Annotated in this window: 22 protein-coding genes; 5 read left to right on the top strand and 17 right to left on the bottom strand. The window is 60.3% G+C overall.

Translation table 11 applies throughout. The annotated features are described in order from the left end of the window. Positions 1-17: 17 nt before the first annotated feature. The gene (locus IFT47_RS00750; RefSeq protein ID WP_192171772.1) at positions 18-1,154 is read right to left on the bottom strand and encodes an acyl-CoA dehydrogenase family protein; all 1,137 of its coding nucleotides are present in this window, start codon (positions 1,152-1,154) and stop codon (positions 18-20) included. A gap of 220 nt (positions 1,155-1,374) precedes the next feature. Between IFT47_RS00750 and IFT47_RS00745 the strand changes: the two genes are divergently transcribed. After that, positions 1,375-2,295 (top strand): GlxA family transcriptional regulator, encoded by a 921-nt coding sequence (locus IFT47_RS00745; RefSeq protein ID WP_172612965.1) that lies wholly within the window; start codon positions 1,375-1,377, stop codon positions 2,293-2,295. An 83-nt stretch (positions 2,296-2,378) separates the two neighbouring features. Here the strand turns inward: IFT47_RS00745 and zapE are convergent, their stop codons facing one another. The 3 genes from zapE to IFT47_RS00730 all read right to left on the bottom strand — a co-directional run bounded on the left by zapE (position 2,379) and on the right by IFT47_RS00730 (position 5,541). Beyond that, the gene (zapE, locus tag IFT47_RS00740) at positions 2,379-3,473 is read right to left on the bottom strand and encodes a cell division protein ZapE (RefSeq protein WP_065992112.1); all 1,095 of its coding nucleotides are present in this window, start codon (positions 3,471-3,473) and stop codon (positions 2,379-2,381) included. 61 nt (positions 3,474-3,534) lie between these two features. Beyond that, positions 3,535-4,884 (bottom strand): tryptophan--tRNA ligase, encoded by a 1,350-nt coding sequence (locus IFT47_RS00735; protein WP_192171773.1) that lies wholly within the window; start codon positions 4,882-4,884, stop codon positions 3,535-3,537. Positions 4,885-4,911: 27 nt separating this feature from the next. Continuing rightward, the gene (locus tag IFT47_RS00730; RefSeq protein WP_192171774.1) at positions 4,912-5,541 is read right to left on the bottom strand and encodes an alpha/beta hydrolase; all 630 of its coding nucleotides are present in this window, start codon (positions 5,539-5,541) and stop codon (positions 4,912-4,914) included. A 145-nt stretch (positions 5,542-5,686) separates the two neighbouring features. Between IFT47_RS00730 and IFT47_RS00725 the strand changes: the two genes are divergently transcribed. Further along, positions 5,687-6,124, top strand: a complete 438-nt coding sequence (locus IFT47_RS00725) for a YhcB family protein (protein WP_133772171.1) — start codon at positions 5,687-5,689, stop codon at positions 6,122-6,124. A gap of 143 nt (positions 6,125-6,267) precedes the next feature. Here the strand turns inward: IFT47_RS00725 and cysN are convergent, their stop codons facing one another. The 3 genes from cysN to IFT47_RS00710 form a co-directional block, all read right to left on the bottom strand. Next, on the bottom strand, positions 6,268-8,166 hold the full coding sequence (cysN, locus tag IFT47_RS00720; RefSeq protein WP_192171775.1) for a sulfate adenylyltransferase subunit CysN: 1,899 nt from the start codon (positions 8,164-8,166) through the stop codon (positions 6,268-6,270). A gap of 15 nt (positions 8,167-8,181) precedes the next feature. Next, on the bottom strand, positions 8,182-9,099 hold the full coding sequence (cysD, locus tag IFT47_RS00715) for a sulfate adenylyltransferase subunit CysD (protein ID WP_065992104.1): 918 nt from the start codon (positions 9,097-9,099) through the stop codon (positions 8,182-8,184). Positions 9,100-9,246: 147 nt separating this feature from the next. Further along, positions 9,247-10,005: a Nif3-like dinuclear metal center hexameric protein gene (locus IFT47_RS00710; protein ID WP_192171776.1), complete on the bottom strand. Its 759-nt coding sequence runs from the start codon at positions 10,003-10,005 to the stop codon at positions 9,247-9,249. 98 nt (positions 10,006-10,103) lie between these two features. Between IFT47_RS00710 and algW the strand changes: the two genes are divergently transcribed. Continuing rightward, complete coding sequence (gene algW / locus IFT47_RS00705; protein ID WP_192171777.1) at positions 10,104-11,270, top strand: Do family serine endopeptidase AlgW; 1,167 nt, start codon at positions 10,104-10,106, stop codon at positions 11,268-11,270. A gap of 26 nt (positions 11,271-11,296) precedes the next feature. Here algW and hisC read toward each other — a convergent pair whose 3' ends face one another. From hisC to IFT47_RS00655, 10 genes are all read right to left on the bottom strand, one after another. After that, the gene (hisC, locus tag IFT47_RS00700) at positions 11,297-12,355 is read right to left on the bottom strand and encodes a histidinol-phosphate transaminase (RefSeq protein WP_192171778.1); all 1,059 of its coding nucleotides are present in this window, start codon (positions 12,353-12,355) and stop codon (positions 11,297-11,299) included. 2 nt (positions 12,356-12,357) lie between these two features. Beyond that, positions 12,358-13,686, bottom strand: a complete 1,329-nt coding sequence (gene hisD / locus IFT47_RS00695) for a histidinol dehydrogenase (RefSeq protein ID WP_192171779.1) — start codon at positions 13,684-13,686, stop codon at positions 12,358-12,360. A gap of 145 nt (positions 13,687-13,831) precedes the next feature. Continuing rightward, positions 13,832-14,467: an ATP phosphoribosyltransferase gene (gene hisG, locus IFT47_RS00690; RefSeq protein WP_192171780.1), complete on the bottom strand. Its 636-nt coding sequence runs from the start codon at positions 14,465-14,467 to the stop codon at positions 13,832-13,834. A 164-nt stretch (positions 14,468-14,631) separates the two neighbouring features. Next, positions 14,632-15,897 (bottom strand): UDP-N-acetylglucosamine 1-carboxyvinyltransferase, encoded by a 1,266-nt coding sequence (murA, locus tag IFT47_RS00685; protein ID WP_122536135.1) that lies wholly within the window; start codon positions 15,895-15,897, stop codon positions 14,632-14,634. A 23-nt stretch (positions 15,898-15,920) separates the two neighbouring features. Further along, positions 15,921-16,160, bottom strand: a complete 240-nt coding sequence (locus IFT47_RS00680; protein ID WP_065992095.1) for a BolA family protein — start codon at positions 16,158-16,160, stop codon at positions 15,921-15,923. Between the two features lie 114 nt (positions 16,161-16,274). Beyond that, positions 16,275-16,580 (bottom strand): STAS domain-containing protein, encoded by a 306-nt coding sequence (locus tag IFT47_RS00675; protein ID WP_192171781.1) that lies wholly within the window; start codon positions 16,578-16,580, stop codon positions 16,275-16,277. Next, the gene (locus IFT47_RS00670) at positions 16,577-17,230 is read right to left on the bottom strand and encodes an MlaC/ttg2D family ABC transporter substrate-binding protein (protein ID WP_192171782.1); all 654 of its coding nucleotides are present in this window, start codon (positions 17,228-17,230) and stop codon (positions 16,577-16,579) included. Before IFT47_RS00670 ends, IFT47_RS00675 begins: the two co-directional genes overlap by 4 nt. 11 nt (positions 17,231-17,241) lie before the next feature. After that, positions 17,242-17,709: an outer membrane lipid asymmetry maintenance protein MlaD gene (mlaD, locus tag IFT47_RS00665; RefSeq protein ID WP_192171783.1), complete on the bottom strand. Its 468-nt coding sequence runs from the start codon at positions 17,707-17,709 to the stop codon at positions 17,242-17,244. After that, positions 17,709-18,506: a lipid asymmetry maintenance ABC transporter permease subunit MlaE gene (mlaE, locus tag IFT47_RS00660; RefSeq protein WP_192171784.1), complete on the bottom strand. Its 798-nt coding sequence runs from the start codon at positions 18,504-18,506 to the stop codon at positions 17,709-17,711. The genes mlaD and mlaE overlap by 1 nt, the downstream gene beginning before the upstream one ends. Beyond that, positions 18,506-19,315 carry an ATP-binding cassette domain-containing protein gene (locus IFT47_RS00655; protein WP_065992087.1) on the bottom strand — a complete coding sequence of 270 codons (810 nt, stop codon included), beginning with the start codon at positions 19,313-19,315 and terminating at the stop codon, positions 18,506-18,508. Before IFT47_RS00655 ends, mlaE begins: the two co-directional genes overlap by 1 nt. Positions 19,316-19,623: 308 nt before the next feature. On the opposite strand from IFT47_RS00655, the gene IFT47_RS00650 reads away from it, so the two are divergent. Together IFT47_RS00650 and kdsC are read left to right on the top strand one after the other, a co-directional pair. Further along, the gene (locus tag IFT47_RS00650) at positions 19,624-20,598 is read left to right on the top strand and encodes a KpsF/GutQ family sugar-phosphate isomerase (protein WP_192171785.1); all 975 of its coding nucleotides are present in this window, start codon (positions 19,624-19,626) and stop codon (positions 20,596-20,598) included. Continuing rightward, positions 20,599-21,132, top strand: a complete 534-nt coding sequence (gene kdsC / locus IFT47_RS00645; RefSeq protein WP_065992081.1) for a 3-deoxy-manno-octulosonate-8-phosphatase KdsC — start codon at positions 20,599-20,601, stop codon at positions 21,130-21,132. The last annotated feature ends 3 nt before the right edge of the window (positions 21,133-21,135 follow it).

The following is a 21,135-nucleotide window of genomic DNA, read 5'->3' as shown; positions in this document are numbered from 1 at the left end:
TGGGGTTCCGCACAGGATTACAGAGACCGGGCGATGATCTCTTTCATGATTTCGTTGGTCCCGGCATAAATCCGCTGCACCCGCGCATCGGCCCACGCCCGGGCGATCGGGTACTCCCACATGAAGCCGTAGCCGCCATGCAGCTGCACGCATTCATCCAGCACCTTGCACTGCAGGTCGGTTGACCAGTATTTCGCCATGGCTGCCGTCGGCACATCCAGCTTGCCTTCCAGATGCAACTCCAGGTACCGATCGATGAACGTACGACCAATCTGAACTTCGGTGGCGATTTCGGCCAGTTTGAAGCGGGTGTTCTGGAAGTCGATGATGGCCTTGCCAAAGGCTTTGCGCTCACGCGTGTAATCGAGCGTCCACTGCAAGGCCGCTTCGGCGGAGGCAATGGCGCCGATGGCGACCGTCAGACGCTCCTGCGGCAGTTCCTGCATCAGATACGCAAAACCCATCCCGGCCTGGCCGAGCAGGTTCTCCTTGGGCACTCTCACGTCCTGGAAGAACAGTTCCGACGTGTCCTGCGCCTTCATGCCGACCTTCTCCAGTCGCTTGCCCTTCGCGAAGCCGGGCGTGCCCGCTTCCACAACGAACAGACTGGTGCCCTTCGCGCCTGCCTTGGGGTCGGTCTTCGCGACCACGATCACCAGATCGGCGAGAAAGCCATTGGTGATAAACGTCTTCGAACCATTGATGACGTACTCGTCGCCATCCAGCACCGCAGTGGTCTTGACCCCTTGCAGGTCGGAACCCGCGCCAGGCTCGGTCATCGCGATGGCAGTGACCAGCTCCCCCGAAACCAGCTTGGGCAAATAGTTGAGCTTCAGCGCCTCGCTTCCGTAATGCAGGATGTACGGCGCGACGATGTCCGAATGCAGGGAGAAGCCGATGCCGGTCAGGCCGAGGCGGGAAATTTCTTCGATCACCACCGTGGTGTAGAGAAAATCCGCGCCCATGCCGCCGTACTCTTCCGGCAAATGCGAACACAACATGCCCTGCTCCCCGGCCCGGTTCCACAGCGTGCGGTCGATGTGGCCCCGCTTCTCCCACTGGGCATGAAAGGGCGCCGCGTGCTGTTCGAAGAACTTGCGCACGCTATTTCGGAAAAGCTCGTGCTCCGAGCTGAAGAGTGTTCTGGGAAGCATGGCTGCACCTGATGCGAAGAATTGTCGGACAAAACGTCAGCAGAGCGTAGGCGCAGCCGGTTGACGGCGACACTGGACACATCCGACAAAAAATAAGACGATCACGCCGTTGCTTGACCACTTTCCCATATAAGAACAAAAGACTATGTCTATCCAACCAAACGCGCCGTTGCGGCGTGTCAGCATTCTTGCGATCGATGGAATTTTTGCCTCCACGCTCATGCAAGCCAAAGACTTCTTTCACCTCGCCAGCCTGCGCTACGGCAAGCAGTTGGGACAGGGCTTCAAGCCGGCGTTTGAAACCCGACTGGTCAGCCCGGACGGCAAGGAAGTCCGCAGTTTCAGCGACGTCGTGATCCCTGTAGACGGCGTGCTTGAACACAGCGACATCATCATCCTTCCCGCCTTTGTCGAAGACTTCGACACCCTGCGCGAGCGCTATCCGCAAATCCTGCCGTGGCTGCGTGAGCAGCATGCGCGCGGCGCCGTGCTCTGCGGTGAAGCCAGCGGCGTATTCTGGCTGGGAGACGCTGGATTGCTCGACGGCAAGGAAGCGACCACCTACTGGCGGTTCTTCAACGAATTCGCCGAGCGCTTTCCGAACGTGCTGCTGAATCAGGAAAAGCACCTCACCGACGCCGATAACCTGTATTGCGCAGGCGGCACGATTTCAGCGTGTGATCTGTACATCTACCTGATCGAGCGCTTCTGCGGCGCCCATGTCGCGCAGACCGTCGCCCGCGACATTCTCTATGAAGTGCAGCGCAGCTACGCACCGGGACGGATTGGTTTTGGCGGGCAGAAGCTGCACCAGGACGTGATCATCCTGCAGATTCAGCACTGGCTTGAAGAGCACTTCGCCGACAAATTCCGTTTCGAGGATGTGGCCCGGGAGCACGGCATGAGCATCCGCAACTTCATGCGCCGCTTCCAGACGGCAACGGGCGACAAGCCACTGCATTATCTGCAACGGCTGCGGATCGAAACCGCAAAGGGCTTGCTGTCAGGCTCACGAAAGAGCATCAAGACCATCAGCTATGAAGTGGGCTACGACGACGCCAGCTTCTTCGCGCGCCTGTTCCGCCAACACACCGACCTGTCACCGAACCAATACCGGCAGCAGTTTCAGCAGGCGGCCTAGAGTCAGCTTCAAGCGGCAAGTCTCAAGCTGCAAGTGGCGAGATGACCTCTTGCAGCTTGTCGCTTGAAGCTTGCAGCTGCTCCCTAGGGCTTATGCGCCCGCGACAGGAACTCGTGGGACTGCATTTCCAGCAACCGGCTGAGCGTGCGCTGGAATTCGAAGTTCAGGCGGCCGCCGGTGTACAGGTCTTTCAATTCGACTTCCGCCGAGATGATCAACTTGACGTTGCGGTCGTAGAACTCGTCGACCATGTTGATGAACCGGCGCGCGATGTCGTCGGTGGTCACGCTCATCTGCTCGACGCCGCTGAGCAGCACCGCATGGAAGATCTTGCCGAGTTCGATGTAGTCGTTCTGGCTACGCGGCCCGTCGCACAGCTCACGGAAGTCGAACCACGCCACGTCGTCGCAGGTACGGATGGCCTTGATCTGCCGATTCTCGATGATCAGCACATCGTTCTCGATGGCCTTGGTGCATTCAGGAGTCAGCGCGCGGAAGCTTTTGCGCAGGCTCTCCTCCGCCGCTTCGTTCAGCGGGAAGTGGAACAGCTCGGCTTGCTCCAGATGGCGCAGTCGATAGTCGACGCCGCTGTCGACGTTGACGATTTCGGTGTTTTGCTTGATCAGCGCAATCGCCGGCAGGAAACGCGCACGCTGCAGACCGTCCTTGTACAGACCGTCGGGAACGATGTTCGACGTCGCGACCAGGGTCACACCGTTCTTGAACAGCTCTTCCATCAGCGTGCCGAGGATCATCGCGTCGGTAATGTCCGATACGAAGAATTCGTCGAAACAGATCACCCGCGCTTCTTCAGAGAATTGCTTGGCAATCAGGGTCAGCGGGTTCTTCTCGCCCTTGAGGTTTTTCATCTCCTCGTGCACACGCTTCATGAAGCGGTGGAAGTGCGTGCGCGTCTTGTCTTCAAACGGCAGCGCTTCGAAGAAGGTGTCGACCAGGTAGGTCTTGCCCCGGCCCACACCGCCCCAGAAATACAGCCCCTTCACAATCGGGGCCTCTTTCTTGCCGAACAGCTTGCCCAGCAATCCCGGCTTGCGGTCATGGGCGGCGACCAGATCGTCGTACAGACGCTGCAGATGGCGCACCGCATTCTCTTGCGCGGCGTCGTGGAAAAAGTCCGGACGCTTCAGGTCAGCTTGGTATCGTTCTAGAGGGGTCATAGTCGCTTGCAAGGGAGCAAAAACGGGCCGTCACTGTAGCGATGGCCCATTGGAATGGCAATTAATCCTGTTGTGGCGCGAGCGCCAGTTTCAGGCTCTCGATCGCGGCATCACGGGCGGCGGCATCGGCGAACGCCGGGCTGTCGGCGACACAGGCATCACTCAGCCACAGGGTAAAGGCGTCGCCTTCGGGCCGAATGTCCAGCTCACCGCCCTGCTGCAGCTGTTTGGTCACGGCGCCGGCCGCCTTGCCGTCTGTGAAATTACGCGACAGCAGCAGTTGCTCGCCGTCGGCCGCCAGCAGGCGGAAGCGGAAGCTGCCGTCGTCTTCGCGGAAACTGATGAAGCGAGGGCCTTTGCTGGCCTTCTTCTTGGTCGCCGTGACGGTTTGCGCAGCGGTGCGGAATGAACGCAGGCCAACCGCTTCACGCAGCTCGCCCAGAAACGGCGTGGCCACACGACGGGCCTTCTCGGCGCCCGCTTGCAGAATGTCTTCCAGGTCGGTTGGCCGCTCGATCAGGCGATGGTAATTCTCCCGTGCCTCGCCCAGCTCCGCGTCCAGCAACTGGAACAGGCGTTGCTTGGCATCGCCCCAACCCAACCCCTGGAGCAGGTCGGCGCGGAACTCGTCGCCCTGTTCCCTGGTAGCAAATGCCTGGTACAGCGTGAACAGATGCGAAGTGTCCGGATCCTTGGCCTCGCCCGGCAGACGAGAGTCAGTAACGATGCGGGATATTGCTTCCTTCATGTCTTTGGCGCTGGTGAACAGCGGCACGGTGTTGTCGTAGCTTTTCGACATCTTGCGGCCGTCCAGGCCAGGGAGTGTCGCGACGCTTTCCTCGATCAGCGCTTCCGGCATCACGAAGAATTCTTTGCCGTTGCCGAACAGGTGATTGAAGCGCTGACCGATATCGCGCGCCATTTCGACGTGCTGGATCTGATCGCGACCGACAGGCACTTGATGGGCGTTGAACATGAGGATGTCGGCGGCCATCAACACCGGGTAGCTGAACAGGCCCATGGTGATGCCAGCGTCCGGGTCTTCACCGGCTTCGACGTTCTTGTCCACCGAGGCTTTGTAGGCGTGGGCGCGATTGAGCAGGCCCTTGCCGGCAACGCAGGTGAGCAGCCAGGTCAGCTCGGGAATTTCCGGAATGTCGGACTGGCGATAGAACGTGACGCGCTCGACGTCCAGCCCTGCCGCGAGCCAGGTCGCGGCGATTTCCAGACGCGAGCGCTGAATGCGCAGCGGGTCGTCGCATTTGATCAGCGCGTGGTAGTCGGCCAGAAAGTAGAACGAGTCGGCGTCGCTCTGGCGGCTGGCAACGATGGCCGGGCGGATGGCGCCGGCGTAGTTGCCCAAGTGCGGCGTGCCGGTGGTGGTGATACCGGTCAGGATACGAGTGGTCATGGCTAGTCGCTTATTTGGGTGCTGCGATCAATTCGAAAGGCGCGGCAGAATCAGATCCTTGAGATCGGTCAGCTTGCCGTGAAAAAAGTGCCCGCATTCTGCCACTTTCAGCAGCTCATGGGGACGCTGAAGCGTGTCAGACCATGCGTACACGAGTTGTGGGTCAACGACTTCGTCGGTTTCCGGCTGAATCAGCGTCAGCGCGCCTTTCTGCGGCAACGCCTCCACGTTGGCAATCCGCATTACGGCGGGTGCGACCATGAACACATGCTTCAGGGTTTCGCCTTCAGCCTCAAGACGCCCGCCCAGGGTAGCCGCCACGAAACCGCCGAAGGAGAAGCCGAACAACGTCATGGGCAGATCGGGATGTTTATCCCGCAGCCACTTCGCGGCAGCCTGTGCATCGTCGACTTCGCCTTCGCCCATGTCCGAGCTGCCAGCGCTGGCGCCAACGCCGCGATAGTTGAAGCGCAGCGTAATCAGACCGGCATCACGCGCGGTGCGCTGCAGGGTCGAGATCACTTTATTGAGCATGGTGCCGCCCTGAACCGGGTTAGGATGGCATATCAGCGCGATGCCCTTGGGCTCGTCCAGATCAAGGTACAACGCTTCGAGTTGGCCCACCGGGCCATCGATGAATACAGGGGTCTCACGCATGAGCAAGAATGAACTCCGTGACCTTCAATTGGGTCGACTCGTCTAGTTGATTGTCTGTGGCTGGCAGGCTGGCGACGCGTCGCCGCTATACAGCGCAGGTTCGAGCCGTTAACGTAAAGCAAAGCCGTTTATAGAGGAAGGACTCGTGGATTACTCGCTCTTAGTTTGGTTGCTGCCGACCATCGCCCTGGTGGTCGGTGTGATCATCGGTTTCTTCGTGGCGCGCGCGCTGCCCAATGCCGTGCCTAACGGGACTCAGCGCCAGCTGGATGACGTTCAGGAGCGTTTCGATACCTATCAGAACGAGGTGATTACTCACTTCAACAGCACCGCCAATCTGGTGCAGAAGCTGTCGCAAAGCTACCACGATGTTCAGGAGCATCTGGCCGAAGGCGCCAACCGCCTGGCCACCGACGACATCACCCGTCAACGCCTGCTGGCCGCGCTGCACCCGGAGGCGCTCCATCCGCACCGCGATCGCCTGACACCGCCGCGCACGGCCGCTGAACCACCGAAGGACTACGCGCCGAAGTCGCCAGACTCCCCCGGCATGCTGGATGAGCATTACGGTTTGAAGAAGTAAGAACACACGTTTCGCAAAAAGCCCGCCCTTGGGGTGATCAGGGGCGGGCTTTTTTGTGGGCGGCGGATTGATCCCGATCCGCAATGGCAAGAGAAACAAAAAACCCGCCATCACTGGCGGGTTTCTTGTTCGGCGACCGGCGCTTAGATCACGCCGCGGGTCCGCAGCAGGTCCAGCACCTGCTTGACGCTTTCTTCGACGTTCAGCGACTGCGTGTCGATGACCAGGTCGGCGTCCAGCGGGACGTCATACGGGAAGGATTCACCCGGGATGTTGTCCTTGTCGGCGGCGTAGAGCCCTTGCGGATCACGCTCACGACAGGCCTGCGGCGACGCCTGAACGTACACGGTGATCAGTCGATCATCGCCGATCAGCGCCTTGGCATTCTGCCGACCGCCCGCGTCCGGCGCGACGAACGCTGCGAGGGTCAGCAGGCCCGCTTCGTTGAACTGACGCGCAACGTGGGCGGCACGACGCCAGTTCTCGGTGCGACCGGCGCGATCCTGCGGCAAGCCCTTGTTGAGGTCGTGACGCAGGTTCTGGCCATCAAGGACGAACACCGCACGGCCCATGTCGAACAGCTTGCGCTCCACGGCATACGCCAGCGTGCTCTTGCCCGCACCCGACAAACCGCTGAACAGCACGGTCGCCGGCTTCTGGCCGAAGCGCTGAGCGCGCTCTTCTGCCGACACATGGGCCAGCGCGCCGTGATGACTCCCGCCACCCGCAACCACGGGTTTGGCGATGATCATGCCGGCCGCAACAGTCCCGTTGGTCAAACGGTCGATGACGATGAACGCGCCCGTCGTGCGGTTGCTGTCGTAGCCGTCGAGGGCGATCGGCGCGTCCAGTGCGATCTTCACGCGGCCGATTTCATTCAGCTGCAGCGAGCTGGCAGGGCCTTCTTCCAGCGTGTTCACGTCCACACGATGGGTGATGCTGGCAATCGAACCCGGCACGTAGGACGTGGCGCGCTTGATGTCGTATTTCTTGCCCGGCAGCATCGGCTCTTCGGCCATCCACACCAGCATGGCGTCGAAGGCGTCGGCCACTTGCGGGACGTTGTCGGCATGCACCAACAGGTCGCCACGGGAGATGTCGATCTCGTCTTCCATGGTCAGTGTCACGGCCTGACCCGGGCCCGCGTGCTCCAGCTCGCCTTCGAAAGTGACGATGGATTTCACGCGGCTGCTCTTGCCGGACGGCAGCACAACGACTTCGTCGCCCTTGTGCACGATGCCGCTCGCCAGGGTGCCGGCGAAACCGCGGAAGTTCAGGTTCGGACGGTTGACGTACTGCACCGGGAAACGCAGGTCGGTGAAATTGCGGTCGCTGGCGATCTCGACGGTTTCGAGAATTTCCATCAGCGACTTGCCGGTGTACCACGGCGAACGCTCGCTCCGGTTGACCACGTTGTCGCCCTTGAGGGCTGACATCGGCACGAATTCCATTGTGGTCGGCTTCAGCGCAATGCGGTCGGCGAACGCCAGGTAATCGGCCTTGATCTGCTCGAAGATGTTCTCGTCGAAGCCGTTGAGGTCCATCTTGTTGATGGCGACCACGATGTGCTTGATGCCCAGTAACGAGGCGATGTAGCTGTGGCGTTTGGTCTGGGTCTGCACGCCGTAGCGGGCGTCGACCAGAATGATCGCCAGGTCACAGGTGGACGCACCGGTGGCCATGTTGCGGGTGTACTGCTCATGCCCGGGGGTGTCGGCGATGATGAATTTGCGCTTGGCGGTGGAGAAGTAGCGGTAAGCGACATCGATGGTGATGCCCTGCTCCCGCTCGGCCTGCAGGCCGTCGACCAGCAGCGCCAGATCGACTTCGTCGCCGGTGGTGCCGGATTTTTTCGAATCGCGGGTGATGGCTTCCAAGTGATCTTCGTAGATCATCTTGGAATCGTGCAGCAGCCGCCCGATCAACGTGCTCTTGCCGTCGTCGACGTTGCCACAGGTCAGGAAACGCAGCATTTCCTTGCGTTCGTGCTGGCCCAGATAGGCGAGGATGTCCTCGCTGATCAATTCAGATTGATGCGACATGTTCAGACACCCTAATTAGAAATAACCCTGACGTTTCTTTTCTTCCATCGAGCCTGCGCCATCGTGGTCGATGACCCGGCCCTGGCGCTCGGAAGTTCGCGTCAGGAGCATTTCCTGAATGATGTCGGTAAGGCTGGTGGCCTCGGACTCGACAGCGCCCGTCAACGGGTAGTCGCCCAGTGTGCGGAAGCGGACCTTCTTCTTGACGATGCGCTTCTTGTCCTCGTCGGACAGGTGATTACGCAGGCGGTCGTCATCGATCATGATCCAGGTGCCGTTCATCTCGATGACTTCGCGCTCGGCGGCGAAATACAGCGGGACGATCGGGATACCTTCGAGGTAGATGTACTGCCAGATGTCCAGCTCGGTCCAGTTGGAGAGCGGGAACACGCGGATCGACTCGCCTTTGTTGACGTTGCCGTTGTACACGTTCCACAGCTCGGGACGCTGGTTTTTCGGGTCCCAGCGGTGCTTGGTGTCACGGAAGGAATACACACGCTCTTTGGCGCGGGATTTCTCTTCGTCACGACGGGCGCCGCCAAACGCGGCATCGAAACCGTGCTTGTCGAGGGCCTGCTTGAGGCCCTGGGTTTTCATGATATCGGTGTGCTTCGAGCTGCCGTGGGTCAGCGGGTTGATACCCTGCGCGACGCCGTCCGGGTTCACGTGCACGATCAGGTCCAGGCCCATTTCCTCGACCATCTTGTCGCGGAAGCGGTACATCTCCTGGAATTTCCAGCGGGTGTCGACGTGCATCACCGGGAACGGCAGCTTGCCCGGGAAGAAGGCCTTGCGCGCCAGATGCAGCATCACGGCAGAGTCTTTACCGACGGAGTACAGCATCACCGGGTTATCGAACTCGGCAGCGACCTCGCGGATGATGTGGATGCTTTCCGCCTCCAGCTGTTTCAGATGCGTCAGTTTGTCGACCATGGTTACTCACGGGATAACGTACGTGTATGGAGAGCCTGCGGGCTCTATCGAGCGAGGCACTTTATCATGGGGCCTGATTCTATTCAGCGGCGGGGATAGATCGAAACGATCTAACCATATACCTCATGCTTTGGACCCTCAGACGCTTTAAATCGGGTTCGGACAGTCGATGAACAGATGCTCCAGAGCAAAGCGCCGCGCCAGATAATCACCCAGGGCCTGCACACCATAACGCTCGGTGGCGTGATGGCCGGCGGCAATGAAGCTGATGCCGTTTTCCCGGGCGCTGTGAAAGGTCTGCTCGGACGCTTCACCGCTCAAATACAGGTCCACGCCGGCCAGCACGGCTTGATCGATGTAGCCCTGCCCGCCTCCGGTGCACCAGCCGACCCGGCGTATCATGCCGTCGCCTTCGATCAACAGCGGCTCGCGCCCCAGAGCGGTTTGGACGCGGTGGGCGAAATCCCGTGGGGTCATGGCCTCGCTGAGTGAGCCCACCAGCCCGACGATGCGCGGGTTGTCCGGGTCCAGCGGGCCTTCGACGGTGATCTCCAGTTGCTGGGCGAGTTGAACGTTATTGCCTACCTCAGCATGCAAATCGAGAGGCAGGTGATAGGACAGCAGGCTGATGTCGTGTTTGAGCAGCGTCTTCAGCCGACGCTGCTTCATGCCGGTGATGCAGGGATTCTCGCCTTTCCAGAAATAGCCGTGATGCACCAGCACCAGATCCGCATTGGCCTCCACGGCTGCGTCCAGCAACGCCTGACTCGCGGTGACACCGGAGACGATTCGGCTGACCTGCGGCCGGCCCTCGACCTGCAAGCCGTTGGGGCAATAATCCTGAATGCGTGCGCTACCGAGATAGCGGTCCGCTTCTTCCACCAGGGTGCTCAAGGCAACCGCCATAAAAGTCTCCTAAATATGCAGTCCAGACCGTGTCGGTCCTCGTATAATGCCGGCCATTATGGCGCAGCTAGGCGCTTCTACCTTCAGGACTCCGCTCAATGTTCAAAGCGCTGCGTTTTCTCGGCTGGCCCTTGCTCGCTGGTGTGCTTATCGCTTTATTGATTATCCAGCGCTATCCCCAATGGGTTGGGCTGCCAAGCCAGGACGTGAACCTGCAGCAAGCGCCGCAACAGACCTTCGTGCAACAGGGGCCGGTCTCGTACGCGGACGCTGTCAGCAACGCCGCCCCGGCCGTGGCCAATCTGTACACGACCAAGATGGTCAATAACAACAACAAACCCAACCATCCGCTGTTCGACGACCCGCAATTTCGTCGTTTCTTCGGCGACAACCTGCCCAAACAAAAGCGCATGCAGTCGAGCCTGGGTTCGGCGGTGATCATGAGCCCGGAAGGCTACCTGTTGACCAACAACCACGTGACCTCCGGCGCCGACCAGATTGTCGTCGCGCTTAAAGACGGCCGCGAGACGATAGCCAAAGTCGTCGGCAGCGACCCCGAGACCGACCTTGCGGTGCTGAAGATCGACCTCAAGAACCTGCCCTCCATTACCCTTGGCCGTTCCGACGCTATCCGCATCGGCGACGTTGCATTGGCCATCGGTAACCCGTTCGGCGTTGGCCAGACCGTGACCATGGGCATCATCAGTGCCACCGGCCGAAACCAACTGGGCCTCAACACCTACGAAGACTTCATTCAGACCGACGCGGCGATCAACCCCGGCAACTCGGGCGGCGCGCTGGTGGACGCCAACGGCAACCTGACCGGGATCAACACGGCGATCTTCTCCAAATCCGGTGGCTCGCAGGGAATCGGTTTTGCGATTCCGACCAAGCTGGCCCTGGAGGTGATGAAGTCGATCATCGAACACGGCCAAGTGATTCGCGGCTGGTTGGGCATCGAGGTACAGCCGCTGACTCAGGAGTTGTCGGAATCGTTCGGGCTGAAGGATCGTCCGGGCATCGTGGTCGCCGGGATTTTCCGCGACGGCCCGGCGCAGAAGGCAGGCTTGCAACTGGGTGATGTGATCTTGAGCATCAACGGCGAGCCGGCGGGCGACGGCCGTCGCTCAATGAATCAGGTGGCCCGCACCAAACCCACTGACAAGATTGCCATTCAGGTCATGCGCAACGGCAAGGAATTGAAACTGACCGCCGAAGTGGGCGTGCGCCCACCGCAGACAACGGCGCCTGCGGCGGAGAATTGATCGGTTGCCGTTAGGCAACCGTCAACTCAGTTCGACAAGTCCCCCAACGCATCCACCAGCGCCTGATTCTGTTCAGGCGTACCGATGGTGATGCGCAGGAATTGCGCGATGCGCGCCTGTTTGAAGTGGCGCACGATCACGCCCTGCTCCCGCACCTTCGCCGCCAGACCGGCAGCGTCGTGCTGAGGGTGGCGGGCGAAGATGAAGTTCGCGGCCGAGGGCAGCACTTCGAAGCCCTTGCCTTCCAGCTGCTCGACAAGCGCTTCACGGCTGGCAATGACGCGCTGGCAGGTGTGCTCGAAATACTCACGGTCATCGAATGCCGCTGCTGCGCCGACAATGGCCATGCGGTCCAGCGGATACGAGTTAAAGCTGTTCTTGACCCGCTCCAGCGCTTCAATCAGGTCCGGATGCCCCACCGCGAGGCCCACTCGCAACCCGGCGAGGGAGCGCGACTTGGAAAGCGTTTGAGTGACCAGCAGGTTCGGATAGCGGTCCACCAGACTGATCGCGGTTTCGCCACCGAAGTCGATATACGCCTCGTCGACGATCACCACTGAATCCGGACTGTTCTTGAGGATTTGCTCGACAGCATCAAGGGCTAGCAGGCAGCCAGTAGGTGCGTTCGGGTTCGGGAAAATGATGCCGCCGTTGGGACGCGCGTAATCTTCGACGCGAATCTGGAACTGCTCATCCAGCGGCACGGCTTCGTAGTCGACGTCATACAGGCCGCAGTACACCGGATAGAAGCTGTAACTGATGTCCGGGAACAACAGCGGTTTGTCTTGCCGGAAAAAGGCGTTATAGGCGTGAGCCAGCACCTCGTCCGAGCCGTTGCCGAGAAACACGCGATTGGCGTCGACGCCGTAGTAACTCGCTACGGCTTGCTTCAGCACGTCACTGTTGGGATCGGGATACAGGCGCAGGTCGTCACTGACCGCAGCACGCATGGCATCGATCGCCTTGGGCGACGGGCCATAGGGGTTTTCGTTGGTGTTGAGCTTCACCAGTTTGGTCAGCTTGGGCTGCTCGCCCGGCACATACGGCACCAGGTCGTTGACGAAGGGACTCCAGAATTTGCTCATGCTCAGTTGCCCTCTTGTTCGGTGTCGACGATGCGGTATTCGGCGCTGCGGGCGTGGGCAGTCAATGACTCGCCGCGTGCCAGTACCGAGGCCGTTTTGCCCAGTTCGGACGCACCCTGCTCCGAGCAGAAAATAATTGATGAGCGTTTCTGGAAATCGTACACGCCCAACGGCGACGAGAACCGTGCGGTGCCCGACGTCGGCAGCACGTGGTTGGGACCGGCGCAGTAGTCGCCCAGCGCTTCGGACGTGTGGCGGCCCATGAAGATCGCGCCGGCGTGGCGAATCTGCGGCAGCCAGGCCTCAGGATCAGCCACCGACAACTCCAGGTGCTCCGGCGCAATCCGGTTGGCGACTTCAATGGCCTGGGTCATGTCGGCCACCTTGATCAAGGCGCCGCGGCCATTGATCGAGGTCTGGATGATTTCCGCGCGCTCCATCGTCGGCATCAGTTTGGCGATGCTGGCGGCGACGCGATCAAGGAACTCGGCATCCGGACTGACCAGAATCGCCTGGGCGTCTTCATCGTGCTCGGCCTGGGAGAACAGGTCCATGGCGATCCAGTCGGGGTCGGTCTGGCCGTCGCACACCACCAGAATCTCCGACGGGCCGGCGATCATGTCGATGCCCACTTGGCCGAACACGTGACGCTTGGCGGTGGCCACGTAAATGTTGCCCGGCCCGACGACCTTGTCCACCTGCGGGACGCTTTCGGTGCCATACGCCAGCGCCGCAACCGCCTGGGCGCCGCCGATGGTAAACACGCGATCGACGCCCGCGATGCAAGCCGCCGCCAGTACCAGCTCATTGAGCTCACCGCGAGGTGTCGGCACGACCATGACCACCTCGCCTACGCCGGCGACCTTGGCCGGAATGGCGTTCATCAACACCGAAGACGGGTAAGACGCTTTACCGCCCGGCACGTACAGCCCGGCGCGATCCAGCGGAGTGACCTTCTGGCCCAGCACGGTGCCGTCGGCCTCGGTGTAGCTCCAGGAATCCTGCTTCTGCCGCTCGTGGTAACTGCGCACACGGTCAGCCGCTTTTTCGAGGGCCTGACGCTGGGCCGGCGTGATGCGGGTCAGTGCCAGCTCAAGACGCTCGCGCGGCAGAATCAGGTCGGCCATCGACGCAACGTCCAGGCCGTCGAAGCGACGGGTGTATTCCACCAGCGCCGCATCGCCGCGCTCGCGCACGTTCTTGATGATGTCGAGCACACGCTCATTGACCGAGTCGTCAGACACACTTTCCCAGCTCAGCAGATGATCCAGATGACGGGCGAAGTCCGGATCGGCAGCGTTGAGTCGGCGAATAGCGTTGGGAGTGGTCATAGCGTGGGCCTCAATGAATGGCGATTTCTCAGATGCCGCGTATAGGCAGATGCCTAAGCTAGCAAGCCATCCGCGCGGGCACCTGAGAAATTTGGCTATGACACGGATAGCTGGGCGTGATCCTGATGAGGGTCACGCGATGCAGTCAACCGCGGTGTCGCGACTCCACGGCAGCGCGCAGGGTGTCGATCAGCGACTGAATGCGGGCGTGTTGCATTTTCATGGATGCTTTGTTTACCACCAGCCGTGAGCTGATGTGGGCAATCATGTCCTGAGGTTCGAGGCCGTTGGCACGCAGCGTGTTGCCGGTGTCGACGACGTCGATGATCTTGTCGGCCAGGCCTACCAGCGGCGCGAGTTCCATGGAACCGTACAGCTTGATGATGTCGACCTGACGGCCCTGTTCGGCGTAGTAGCGCTTGGCAACATTGACGAACTTGGTCGCCACACGCAGCCGACCCTTGGGTTCGACGGCGCCGACTGCACCTGCAGTCATCAGCTTGCACTGGGCGATTTGCAGGTCGAGCGGCTCATACAGCCCTTGGCCGCCGTATTCCATCAGCACGTCCTTGCCCGCGACGCCGAGATCTGCAGCACCGTGCTCAACGTAGGTCGGCACGTCAGTGGCACGCACGATCAGCAGGCGCACGTCGGCCTGGGTCGTCGGGATGATCAGCTTGCGGCTCTTGTCCGGATTCTCGGTCGGCACAATGCCCGCCGCAGCGAGCAGCGGCAAGGTGTCGTCGAGGATGCGGCCCTTGGACAATGCGATGGTCAACATGGGAAACGTCAGTCCTTATCAGCAGCGCGTGCCGGGTCGCAACTGGCGCCCGACTACCTCCGGCTCAAGAAGCCAGAGTGGAACGAATCAGAAAATCCTGGCGCTATGGCCAGACACGTCGCCCGCGTCGATCACATCGACACGGGCGAACGCGCAGCTGCTGACTAGCCCGGAACGCGACGGATCTTCGCGCCCAGCATCTGCAGTTTTTCTTCGATGCACTCATAACCACGGTCGATGTGGTAAATGCGGTCGATCAGCGTGTCGCCTTCGGCAACCAGCGCCGAAATGACCAGGCTCGCCGAAGCACGCAGGTCGGTCGCCATCACTGGCGCGCCCTTGAGCTTGGTGCAGCCGGTGACGATCGCGGTGTTGCCTTCGACCTGGATCTGCGCGCCCATGCGGTGCATTTCATACACATGCATAAAGCGGTTTTCGAAGATGGTCTCGATGACCGCACCCGTGCCTTCGGCGATGGCGTTAAGCGAGATGAACTGCGCCTGCATGTCGGTCGGGAAAGCTGGATACGGTGCAGTGCGCACGTTGACCGCTTTCGGACGCTTGCCGTGCATATTCAGCTCGATCCAGTCCTTGCCGGTGGTGATCTCGGCGCCGGATTCACGCAGCTTCTCGAGTACCGCTTCGAGAATCGTCGGATCGGTGTCCTTGAGTTTCACACGGCCGCCGGTTGCCGCCGCCGCCACCAGGTAGGTGCCGGTTTCGATACGGTCGGGCATGACGCGATAGGTCGCCGAACCCAGGCGTTTGACGCCATCGATGGTGATGGTGTCGGTACCGGCGCCAGAGACTTTACCGCCCATGGCGTTGATGAAGTTCGCCAGGTCGACGACTTCAGGCTCACGCGCGGCGTTTTGCAGGACGCTGCGGCCGTTTGCCAGGGCAGCGGCCATCATGATGTTCTCGGTGCCCGTCACGCTGACGGTATCGAAGAAGAAGTTGGCGCCACGCAGGCCGCCTTCCGGCGCCTTGGCCTTGATGTAACCGCCTTCGACGTCGATGACCGCGCCCATGGCTTCAAGACCACGGATGTGCAGATCGACCGGACGCGAACCAATGGCGCAACCGCCAGGCAGTGCCACTTCGGCTTCACCGAAGCGGGCAACCATCGGACCCAGAACGAGGATCGACGCACGCATGGTTTTCACCAGCTCGTACGGAGCGACCAGGGTCTTGATGGTGCGCGGGTCGATTTCGACGCTGAGTTTCTCGTCGATGATCGGCTCGATGCCCATGCGACCGAACAGCTCGATCATGGTGGTGATGTCGTGCAGGTGCGGCAGGTTGGCGACGGTCACAGGACCATCAGCCAGCAGCGTGGCTGCGAGAATCGGCAGGGCGGAGTTTTTCGCCCCGGAGATGCGGATTTCGCCGTCAAGACGAATGCCGCCAGTAATAATCAGTTTATCCATTGGAATCTCGACGCCGTGTTGGCTCAGGTGCGCTCGGCCCATGCAGCGCGGCTGAAAAATTTCATGGTGACCGCGTGGATGCTGCCATCGGCGATCCATGGGTTCAAATGCGTGTAGATCTGCTGCTGGCGCTTGACCGGGCTCAGTGCGGCCAGTTCATCGCTGATTACGTTCAGCTGGAAATTGCAGCCTTCGCCCTCAACTTCGACCTGGATATCTGGCAACTTAGCTTCCAGGAAGCTTTTAACTTCTACGGCCTGCATGCTTAACCTCAATCGGCGCCCTACGCGCGCGGGTCGGCCATCATACAAAAAAGCCCTCTCGTTGCGAACCCTACTTTGCAGGGGCCGGACGAGGGGCTTGATCGATGAAAGCAATTAATGATGCTGCAACAGCTCGGTCAGGCCGGAGACCTGGGCGATTTCCTGCATGTCCTCAGGCAACGCGCGGACGGTGACCGACTTGCCTGCGGCCTGCGCATCACGCATGAACGCAAGGAGCACAGCCAGGCCGACACTGCTGGACTTCTCGACGCCGGAGCAATCGAGCGTCAGGGCTGCAGCGGTATTTGACTTGATCAGCGCCGCGCCCTGTTCACGCAAGGCCGGGCCGGTCCGATAGTCGATCACGCCGGAGAGCATCAGCTCTCCGCCGCCAGCGGCAGTTACGGACGCTTGACTCATTTGACGACCTTGTCGCTGGAGCTTTCCGAGGTCTGCTTGGCTTTGGCGACTTCGCCAGCCCAGCCGTCGATGGTTTTGTCCAGGTTGTTACCGTTGCGCTGCATGGCGTCAGCGAACTGATCGCGGAACAGCTTGCCGATGTTGATGCCGTTGATGATCACGTTACGCACTTTCCACTCACCGCCGATTTTGACGAGGGTGTAGGAAACAGGGTAGACCGCGCCATTGTTGCCCTTGACCGACATGTCGACGGAAGTGCGATCAGCCGCTTCCTGCTTGGCCGGGGAAACGGTGATGCCCTGGTTGTTGTACTCGAGCAGCGCGTTGCCATAGAACTGGATCAGGCTGCGCTTGAAGTTTTCCTGGAAGCGCTGCATCTGCGCCGGGGTGGCGTTGCGCGAATACTTCACGGTCATGATGCTTTTGGAGATGCCGTCAGCGTCGATAACCGGGCCAACGATGCCGTTAAGTGCATCGTAGAAGGCTTGCGGATTGGACTTGTAGGTTTCCTTGTTGGCGGACAGGTCAGCCAGCAACTGCTTGGTGGTGCGATCAACCAGATCGTGAGCGGAATCGGACGCGGCTGCGTTACCAAACAAAGGCAGGGCGGCCAGTAGCACCAGAAGGCCACGGCGCAGAATCGAGATCATGAAAAAACTCCTCATTTGGCGTCTTTGCCCACTGAATTGAGCAGGAATTTACCGATCAGGTCTTCGAGTACCAACGAGGACTGGGTGTCATGGATGACGCCGCCGTCTTTCAACAGTTGGTCATCGCCACCGACACTGATGCCGATGTATTTTTCACCCAGCAGGCCTGCGGTCAGGATGGAAGCGGTGGAATCCGAAGGCAGGTTGTTGACCCGCTTGTTCACTTCCATCGTCACACGCCCCGTGAAGGTATCGTGATCCAGATCGATTGCAGTGACCTTGCCAATGTTCACACCGGCCATGGTCACTTTCGCTCTGACAGTCAAACCGGCGATATTGTCGAAATTTGCGTAAAGTTTATAAGTGTCGGTGTTGGCGCTGGCGCTCAGACCGCTGACGCGCAGGGCGAGCAGGAGCAAAGCCAGGATCCCGGCCAGCAGAAACAGGCCTACACCGGTTTCGAGGGTGCGGTTTTGCATCAGAAGTCTCCAAACATCAAGGCGGTCATAATAAAGTCCAGGCCCAGTACGGCCAATGAGGCGTAGACCACGGTCTTGGTCGTGGCGCGACTGATCCCTTCGGACGTGGGCTCGCAGTCATAGCCCTGGAACACGGCAATCCAGGTGACGACAAAAGCGAACACAACGCTCTTGATGACACCGTTGAGTACATCATCGGAAAACGAAACGCTGTTCTGCATGTTGGCCCAGAAAGAGCCTTCATAGACGCCCAGCCAGTCGACCGCCACCCACGAACCACCCCAGATGCCGACCACGCTGAAAATCAGCGCCAGCACTGGCAGCGAGATGAAGCCTGCCCACAGACGCGGTGCAACGATGTACTTGAGCGGGTCAACACCAATCATTTCGAGACTGGACAGCTGCTCGGTGGATTTCATGTTGCCGATTTCAGCGGTAAGCGCAGAGCCTGCACGACCGGCGAACAATAGAGCAGTGACCACCGGACCGAGTTCACGCAGCAACGTCAGGGCAACCATCTGCCCCACAGCCTGCTCGGAGCCGTACTTGGCGAGAATGCTGAAACCTTGCAGCGCCAGCACCATGCCGATGAAAACCCCGGACACGACGATGATGGCCAGGGACATGACGCCCACCGAGTGCAACTGACGAACCAGCAGCTGAAAACCGCCGCCGATTCCGCCGCGCCCAAGCAACGCATGAACCAGAAAAATCCCTGAACGACCCAGCACTGCAACCATATCGATCGTCGAACGCCCCATCAGGCGTACGCGATCCATTAAAGACTTTCTGCGCATCAGCGCTTCCCCAAAAGATCGTCGCGATAATCCGGCGCCGGATAATGGAAAGGCACCGGCCCGTCGGGATCGCCCGTCATGAACTGACGTATACGAGGGTTATCCGACTCCATCAGTTCCTGCGGCGTGCCCTGTCCCAGCACCTGACCGTCACCGACGACGTATAAATAGTCGGCGATGCTGGCGGTCTCGGCGAGGTCGTGGGACACCACGATACTGGTGATACCCAGCGCATCATTGAGCAGCCGGATGAGCCGAACCAGCACGCCCATGGCGATAGGGTCCTGCCCCACGAAAGGTTCGTCGTACATGAGGATCTGGGGATCCAGCGCGATGGCGCGCGCCAGTGCAACACGGCGCTTCATGCCACCTGAGAGTTCGTCGGGCATCAGATCGACTGCGCCACGAAGTCCGACCGCCTGCAGTTTCAGCAGGACGATGTCGCGAATCATGTCTTCAGGCAGCTTGGTGTGAACCCGCAGCGGGAACGCCACGTTTTCGAAAACGTCGAGATCGGTGAACAGCGCGCCGCTCTGAAAGAGCACGCCCATCTGCTTGCGCGCATCGAAAAGATCGCTGCGCGAGAGTTTCGGCAAATTCTGGCCATTGACCCAGACTTCACCTGCGCTCGGACGCAGTTGTGCTCCCATCAATCGCAGCAGGGTGGTTTTGCCACTGCCCGACGGCCCCATGATGCCGGTGACTTTGCCCCGGGGGATGCTGATGTCCACGTTATTGAAGATGCTGCGCGCACCGCGCTTGAAGGAAACGCCCTTCAGCTCGACCGCGTAGGCGTTATCGGCACTCATCTAAACTCCTTGCGATGCAACCTGTCTCTCAGATGCCACGTTCTTGACGAACGACACACTTTTGGAGGGGCCGAACAAGCGGCGGACTATACCACCGCTGTCGCACGCCGCCCAAGCTCCAACGTGTCGAGTCGCAAACAAAGAAGGGTATTAAGGACGGTGTGGAATTTTCGTACCCATCGCCAACCTTTATCACGCTGTTGCTGAAGGACGTCTCCGTTCATTAAACAAACAGCAACGATGAAGCGTGAGGCTTTTGAACATTGCCGCTATAATCCCCGGCCTTTCACCATGCGACCCCTTCCGATATGTCCAATGCGCGCAACTTGATTGAATCGGCACAGAGCACCATCCGCCTTGAAATAGAAGCCGTGGAAGGTTTGCTTGCGCATATAGATGCCGATTTCGTCAACGCGTGCGACATGATTCTGGGCAGTCAGGGCCGCGTGGTCGTGGTAGGCATGGGCAAGTCGGGGCATATCGGCAAGAAGATCGCCGCTACGCTGGCCAGCACCGGCACCCCGTCCTTTTTCGTGCACCCCGCCGAGGCCAGCCACGGCGACATGGGCATGATCACCAGCGCCGACATTATTCTGGCCCTGTCCAATTCGGGCACGACGGCCGAAATCGTCACGTTGCTGCCGCTGATCAAGCGGCTGGGCATCAAGATGATCAGCCTCACTGGCAACCCGGAATCAACACTGGCCAAGGCCGCTGACGTCAACCTCAATGCGCGGGTCGAAAAAGAAGCCTGCCCGTTGAATCTGGCGCCCACCTCCTCCACCACGGCGGCGCTGGTCATGGGCGACGCCCTGGCCGTTGCGCTGCTGGACGCCAGAGGCTTCACCGCCGAAGACTTCGCGTTTTCCCATCCAGGCGGTGCACTGGGTCGTCGGCTGCTGCTGAAGGTCGAGCATGTCATGCACACTGGCGCCAACCTGCCGCAGGTGGCGCGGGGCACGCCGCTTCGCGATTCGCTGATGGAAATGACCCGCAAGGGGCTTGGCATGACCGCCATCCTCGAGGGCGACGGCCGCCTTGCCGGTATCTTCACGGACGGCGACCTGCGCCGCACCCTGGATCGCCCGATCGACATACGCCAGGCGACCATCGATGAAGTCATGACCGTCCACGGCAAGACCGTGCGCCCGGAAATGCTCGCGGCCGAAGCCTTGAAAATCATGGAAGACAACAAGATCGGCGCACTCATCGTGGTCGACGAGAACGATCGCCCGGTTGGCGCGTTCAATCTTCAAGACCTGCTCCGCGCAGGAGTCATGTAAATGAGCGCCGATATGAATGACCTGATGCAACGCGGCAAGAACATCAAACTGGCGATCTTCGACGTCGATGGCGTACTCACCGACGGACGCCTGTATTTCCTCGAAGACGGCAGTGAATTCAAGACCTTCAACACCCTCGACGGCCAGGGCATCAAAATGCTCATCAACTCGGGTGTGACAACTGCCATCATCAGCGGACGCAAGACCCCCGTGGTTGAGCGGCGCGCGAAGAACCTCGGCATCGCGCACCTTTATCAGGGCCGCGAAGACAAACTCGTGGTCCTCGACGAGCTTTTGCAGCAACTGAATCTAAGCTACGAGCAGGTCGCGTATCTGGGCGACGATTTGCCTGATCTGCCGGTCATTCGCCGGGTGGGCCTGGGCATGGCCGTTGCCAATGCTGCCAGCTTTGTCCGCGAGCATGCCGACGGCATTACCCAGGCACGTGGCGGCGAAGGCGCTGCCCGCGAATTCTGCGAGTTGATCCTGAAGGCTCAGGGCAACCTCGAAGCGGCTCACGCCGCCTACCTATAGAAG

The organism is Pseudomonas sp. CFBP 13711 (genome assembly GCF_014842265.1).
GTDB lineage: Bacteria > Pseudomonadota > Gammaproteobacteria > Pseudomonadales > Pseudomonadaceae > Aquipseudomonas.
This window is presented reverse-complemented; position numbering and strand designations above follow the sequence as displayed.